We start from the raw sequence: 6,308 nt of genomic DNA, 5'->3' as shown, positions 1-6,308 counted from the left end.
CGCTGAATTATCAGACACCGTCTGAATTTGCAGCGGGCTGGAGAAAGGGTCATTCTGAGAATGAAGATTCCGACGTTACTAACTGAGTGTTGTATCTAATCGTGGGGGCAGGTCAACCTGACTACACCGACCCGATTACCTTCAACGCCAAAATCAGCTCGCCTCAGGTTGGCCAGTTTGTCGGCTTAGTTCGCAAACTCGATGCGTTGATGATCTCAATGGACACACTCTGGTTATCTAGCGTGCTTAGCAATAAGCAACGTGTTGATGGCAACTACGCATGGCAACAGCGCATTATCAAACTGGCTCGGCGCATTATTGATATCGAAATTCGAGCACGAAAATCAGCTAAAGCAAAGGGTAAAGAAGCAGAAGTTGAACAAGCGGTGCCTTCAACCGATGACGAAATCACTGAAGAGGAAACAGATACCCCCGCCAACTAGCCAACTGGGCTCCCCTCAACTAGCCCCTCTCTAAGGGGCTCTTCAAAATTTGGTGTTGTGGATTTTGTAACACAGTTTTGGGACAAAAACGTGTCAGCGCCTTTACTAAATTAGAAAGTCCTGAATAACTACAGGTATTGCAAAGTCACGTAATTAAAAGTCCAGTATTGCTTAAGGTTTAGTCTATGAATAAACATTAAATAATGTCTACTTCCACCAGAACCCCAAAGTGATCCGATACAACCGGATAAAAATCGTTATTAAAAATCACCTGATGCTGCTTTACCACCATCGGTTGATTACTAAGAACCAAATCAATGCGTAGCGCTTGGCTATTTTGTTCCCAACCGTCAATATTTTTAATTACAGTAGTTCCGGAGTCTTTTATTTCTGCTATTTCATAACAATCTATCAAACCGCACTGTAATACATAATCATAACCTTCATTGCGTATATGGCTTGGGTTGTTGAAATCGCCTAATAGAAAGCTCAACTCTGTTGATAATGTTGCCTTTATTCTGTTGAACTGGTCCTCAAATGAGCTCTCTGAGTCACTCCACCAGCCGCAATGACAATTATAAAGATTGAAATCACCTCGTTGAGAAGTGACCTTAATACGCACTGCTCGCCTATGTTTCCAAAAGTTCACATCATAGTTATCACTTAGGTCAATGACCTCATGCTCGACAATCGGCAGTCGCGTCAAGAATGCCAGTCCCTCTTGATATACGTCATAACTTTGATGAACGAAATCCCATGTAAGTTGGTAGTGATAGCCGTATTCCATGAGTTTTTTCTGTAATAAATATCCATAGTTATCAGCGAGCACGGTGTGATTAGTTAATATATTGGCATCAACAGCCGGGCTATTTTGATGTTGATTCACTTCCTGTAATGCAACGACATCGCACCCTTGCTCGATAATGGCTTGCGCTACCACATCCAACTTTTCTAGTTGTTTCTCTTCTTGCCAACTATGGGTATTTAGCGTCATTAACTTCATTTATTATTCACTTATTCATTGTAGCGAGTTAAACGCAGCTCAAGGCTGCGTTTCTCGAGGTTATTTTATCTAGGGTAGAGAATGAATTACTCAGGTTGTGCTGAAAACTTCTCAACTAATCTAGATTTAATGACATCCACTCCTGGACCATAAATAACTTGTACTCCCTGTTCTTTAATTACAGCACCAAGTGCTCCTGTCGGCTTCCATAATGCATATTCAGCAACCAACTGCGGGTCATTAACTGTAATGCGCAAGCGAGTCATACAAGCATCAATCTCAGCAATATTGGCACGGCCACCTAAATTCTGAATAATAATGTCCATCTTCTCATCTTCTGACATGGATTCTGAACTTTCATCGAGGTAGTTACCCATACGGCCCGGTGTTGGCAATTTAAATTTGACAATGAGCACACGGAATAATCCATAGTTAACACCAAAGAAAACAATAGAAACCAATGCGAAGCGAACCAAATCACCACCGATTCCCGCTGAAACCATCATAGGTATACGAGTGAGTAACTCAATCAAACCAAAGGCATGTATACGTAGGTCCATCACATCGACCAACGCAAATGCAATCCCTGTTAATACCGCATGCGCAACATACAAAACAGGAGCAATAAACATAAACATGAATTCAATAGGCTCTGTCACACCGGTTAATAACACAGCAAGACACGCAGATAAAAACATTGGCTTGTATTGTGCGCGCTTATCACTATCAACACAGTGATACATCGCAAGTCCAATACCAATCAATGAAGACGCTGCGATAATAACTTGGCCCGCTTTAAAACGTGCTGGATGCACCGTATCTAATAGATGTTGGTAAGTTGTCGGATCGCTTAATTTAAGATTATTTAAATCGCTAACCCAAGCAAGCCATAGTGGATCTTGACCATAAACACTTGCCCCCGCATTCACCCCTGTTAAAAGCTCATAAGTACCACCCAACTCGGTGTAATTCATTGGAATAGTTAAAGTGTGGTGTAAACCAAATGGCAGTAATAAGCGCTCTAACGTACCATACAAGAAAGGAGCAGTGATCGGCGCAGTGTCTTTAGAGGTTGCAATCCATTGACCAAAATCATTAAGCGCACCTTGAATTAAAGGCCATACGATTGATAAAGCAAACGCAATAATCATCGAATAGAAAATAACAACAAAAGGTACAAAACGCTTACCGTTGAAAAATGCTAATGCCTGAGGTAAGCGAGCGAAGTCATGATAACGGTTAAATAAGTTGGCACCTAAATAGCCAGACATAATACCGATAAACACACCCATATTTAGAGCAGGAGCACCCAAAATATTAGTGAAGAATTGAGAGACAGGTAGCTCAGAACCAAATAGGCTCATCACAACCGACTCGGGATCACTGAGCATAGCGTTATCCACGCCTAATATAACCCCAGTGATACGGTTAATTAAGATGAAGGCGATCAGCGCGGCAAATGCTCCTCCTGCACGTTCTTTAGCCCATGATCCACCAATAGCGACAGCAAATAATAGGTGAAGATTAACTATGATCCCCCAGCCTATGTTTTCCATAATAGTGCCTAGTGTTTCAATGGCACCAATACCACCGGCATACATTGCGACAACTTTACCGAGTGATATCATGATACCAGCGGCTGGCATCACCGCGATAACAACGATAAGGGATTTCCCAAATCGTTGCCAAAAATCAAAAGATAGTAACTGACTCATAAATGATTCCTTGGTTTAAATGCAGGGTAGCCTTATCAAGGCCCTGCGATAAATATAATTTAGTGCTTTCTTGCAAATATATACGCAGCATAAGGTGGGGCAATTTGCGTCGCTATAAAATCTGAGCGAACGTGTTCATTGTTGATATTCTGATTATCAAGCATTAACTCGCCTAATTGCATGCGGTCGATATCAACGATGCTCTCTTGTGGACTTAAATTGGTAATAATGGTCCATGTCATATCTTGTGCAACACGTTGATAAGCATAGATATTAGGGTCGTTAGGTAGCAGCAATTGATAGCGGCCAACCACTAAACTTACATTTGACTTACGCAGAGCAATCAGCTGCTTATAGAAACTCAAAATCGAATTTGGATCATTCTGTTGTTGCTCAACATTGATATCTGCGTACTGTTGATTGACGGAGAACCAAGGTTGCACCTCAGAAAAACCGGCAAAATCCTGCGCATTCCATTGCATTGGCAAGCGACTGTGGTCGCGAGATACTTGATTTAACAAGGCTAAGATGTCTGCATCGCTTTGACCTTGTTGAGATAGCTTTTGAATTAAATTTCTAGCAGACACATCATTAAATTCATCAAGAGAAGTAAACTGATGATTTACCATACCAATCTCTTGGCCCTGATAAATAAACGGAGTTCCTTTCATCAAGAAATAACAACTCGCTAACGCGGTAGCACTGGCATACCTAGAGGTAGGGTCGGCAAAAGTATCAATGCTACGAGCTTGATCGTGGTTTTCTAAATAAAGCGCATTCCAGCCTTTACCTTCTAATGCATCTTGCCAACGCGATAAAATGCGTTTGAACTCCACTAGATCTAAAGGCACGTTGCTTTGTTCTTCCGACCATAGCTTCATGTGTTCAAACTGAAAAATCATGTTGAAAACACCGCCTTGATCGTGTTCGGTCGCTTCGGCAACCCAAAGTAATGCATTGTCGGCAGTCACCCCATTAGCCTCACCAACTGTCACTATGTTAAAGGGATCAAACGCCTGCTCTTTTAACTCATGCAGATGTTTTTCAATCCCTGCCACATTCATATGATAATCAAACGAAGAGACATACTTTTCACCCTTTGGATTGGGTAAAGAAGGTAAACCTGGTTGTTTCTGAATATGGCTAATTGCATCCACACGGAAGCCATCAATACCACGCTCCAACCACCAATAAATCATTTTAAATAGTGTTTGTTTAACTTCAGGATTTTCCCAATTCAGATCAGGTTGTTTTTTTGAAAATAGGTGCAAGTAGTACTGTGCAGTTTTTTTATCATATTCCCATGCACTGCCATGAAAAATACTTTCCCAGTTGTTTGGGTCGCAAGTCGGTTTTTCAGCGGTAGGCTCACAACCATCACGCCAAATATACCAATCGCGCTTAGGGCTATTTTTGTTATCTCGAGATTCAATGAACCATGGGTGCTCGTCGCTAGTGTGGTTGATCACTAAATCCATAATAATGCGAATGCCACGTTTATGAGCAGCACTGATTAGTTCATCCACATCCTCAAGGGTTCCAAAGTCAGGATGAATCGCTTGATAGTCACTAATATCGTACCCGTTATCATCATTAGGTGATGCATAGAATGGGCAAATCCATATTAAATCAATGCCCAAATCAGCAAGATAATCGAGCTTAGCAATGATGCCATTGATGTCACCAATACCGTCCTGGTTTGTATCATAAAAACTACGGGGATAAATTTGGTAGGCGGTTGCTTTCTTCCACCACGCGAGTGGTTTTGAGTGCATATTAGGAGCGAGTGTCATCGGTTCTACTTAACTATATGCGTTATCGTTAACACATATAGTTAAGTAGAACCGATTTGGACTCAACACAATTTCAGAGGAATTGTGAGCTTTCTCTCATCTTTATGTCGAATGTGCCTTCAACAGAACTGAAATCGCGCTTGAGCAATTTTTTGACAGCTTGGTAGCCCACTTGATAGTAGTTAAAAGCGACAGTCGTCAGGCTCGGGACTAACAAATCGCTGTAGTCATAGTCACCTATGCCTACAATCCATACGTTATGACCGATCTTGAGTTGCTGTTCTTTGGCGCGACGATATAAACGAATGGCAATATTATCGGTGGCACAAAAGTAGACATGATTAGGCTGTAATTGAACGGCCTGATAGCCAGCTTTGTCCTCCGAGTTGGCTAGGGCTTGTAGTGATAAATTCAACTCAGGGACGGTGTCGGTAATAGTGGCTTGCATCAACTTAGTGCGGCTAGAAAGCATACGCTCATCATAAATATAATGTACGGCAGCCAGCGGTGCCTGCTGCTGTTTTAACTGAGTGATGGTGTGGGAGACGAGGGCTTTAATCGCTGCATGATCGGGGTAATATAAACAGCAATGGTGGGGGGTATTTTTGCCAATAAATACCACATTGTCTAAGGTTCGATAAAAAGTCTCTTCGACACTGTGCTTTGACGCAATAATAATCGTGCCCAATGCATTTAAGCCGTTAAACTCTCTCACAGCTTGGCATTCTGACTCATGGTTAAACCCTGTGGCATGAAACAGCATTCGTACTTGTGATTCATTGGCAGCAGCCAGCGCCCCTTTAATCACTAAACTGGTCGTATATGACTCAATACGAGGCGCGATGAAACCAATAATATTGGATTGGCTACGAATGGAGCGAGCAAATATATTAGGCGTGTAATGACTCTCTTTGACGATGGCATCAATTTTAAGGCGGTTCTCTTCCGAGACATAACCGCCATTAAAGTAACGCGACACAGTCATTGTTGAAATTCCAAGCTGCCTTGAAATCTCAGCCATGGTCATTTTTTTACTCATTACCTATTTCCTTCAATAATGCACTATTGCCATATCTCCAAGTGACTTCAAGATACAGAATTCAGAGTTGAGTCACTTGGGCATAGTATCCAATATATTGGCTAACAACACAGTAAATAAAACTGGGTGGACGTATGAGTGTTTAATTTTCACTCACAAGATTTAGACCTGAACTCAAGACCAGGGAGCGAGCATACCTTGGGAAGGTGCGAACAAGTTCCTGATATGAGATCATCATATTCATCCGGAGCGCATCCCAGAGGGACATCATGAGCCATCAACTCACCTTCGCCGATAGTGAATTCAGCACTAAGC

At 42.0% G+C, this 6,308-nt stretch carries 4 protein-coding genes and 1 pseudogene; 1 reads left to right on the top strand and 4 read right to left on the bottom strand.

Annotation, left to right across the window (positions count from 1 at the left end):
• Window positions 1–116: 116 nt before the first annotated feature.
• Window positions 117–443 (top strand): annotated as a pseudogene (locus FHC52_RS22255) (hypothetical protein); the annotation flags it as partial.
• Between the two features lie 196 nt (window positions 444–639).
• On the opposite strand, the gene FHC52_RS22250 reads toward FHC52_RS22255, so the two are convergent.
• From FHC52_RS22250 to FHC52_RS22235, 4 genes are all read right to left on the bottom strand, one after another.
• Window positions 640–1,446 (bottom strand): endonuclease/exonuclease/phosphatase family protein, encoded by an 807-nt coding sequence (locus FHC52_RS22250; protein WP_045332110.1) that lies wholly within the window; start codon window positions 1,444–1,446, stop codon window positions 640–642.
• An 86-nt stretch (window positions 1,447–1,532) separates the two neighbouring features.
• Window positions 1,533–3,161 (bottom strand): PTS transporter subunit IIBC, encoded by a 1,629-nt coding sequence (locus tag FHC52_RS22245; RefSeq protein ID WP_195207116.1) that lies wholly within the window; start codon window positions 3,159–3,161, stop codon window positions 1,533–1,535.
• A 59-nt stretch (window positions 3,162–3,220) separates the two neighbouring features.
• Complete coding sequence (locus FHC52_RS22240; protein WP_114385764.1) at window positions 3,221–4,954, bottom strand: alpha-glucosidase; 1,734 nt, start codon at window positions 4,952–4,954, stop codon at window positions 3,221–3,223.
• A gap of 73 nt (window positions 4,955–5,027) precedes the next feature.
• Window positions 5,028–5,993: a LacI family DNA-binding transcriptional regulator gene (locus tag FHC52_RS22235; RefSeq protein ID WP_181553097.1), complete on the bottom strand. Its 966-nt coding sequence runs from the start codon at window positions 5,991–5,993 to the stop codon at window positions 5,028–5,030.
• Window positions 5,994–6,308 lie beyond the last annotated feature (315 nt).

This window comes from Enterobacter sp. EC_64 (assembly GCF_019584165.1).
GTDB lineage: Bacteria > Pseudomonadota > Gammaproteobacteria > Enterobacterales > Enterobacteriaceae > Enterobacter > Enterobacter roggenkampii.
Note: the sequence above shows the minus strand (reverse complement) of the source record. Positions and strands in the feature narration are given on the sequence as shown.